At 63.9% G+C, this 357-nt stretch carries 1 protein-coding gene; it reads left to right on the top strand.

The features are described from left to right. Window positions 1–357: ABC transporter substrate-binding protein (locus QM600_RS29550; protein WP_283265333.1), on the top strand; the 357-nt coding region annotated here is incomplete at both ends.

Here is a 357-nt window from a genome sequence, read left to right as displayed (position 1 = left end):
TGGATGCACCGGACGCGACGACGGTTGTCTTCAACCTCGTTGATCCGTGGACGGGAGTCGAGTCGATGCTGGCTACCGGACCGGGCATGATCGTCGCCCCGACCGCTCAGAAGGGTGAGACGTTCACCCCGATCGGTGCGGGCGCGTTCACGCTCGAAAAGTTCGCCCCTAACGAGGAACTTGTCCTGGCAGCTCGCCCCGACTACTACGGCGGCGCACCGAATGTCGACAAGCTCAAGCTGATCAGCATCGTCGGCGCGCAGCCCACCGCTGAAGCCCTCAAGACCGGCGGCATCGACGCTGCGTACATGCGCACGCTCACCCCGATCCTCGATCTGATCGAGAACGGTAACCCGG

The sequence above is a fragment of the Rhodococcus sp. IEGM 1379 genome, assembly GCF_030056815.1.
Classification (GTDB): domain Bacteria; phylum Actinomycetota; class Actinomycetes; order Mycobacteriales; family Mycobacteriaceae; genus Rhodococcus_F.
Note: the sequence above shows the minus strand (reverse complement) of the source record. Positions and strands in the feature narration are given on the sequence as shown.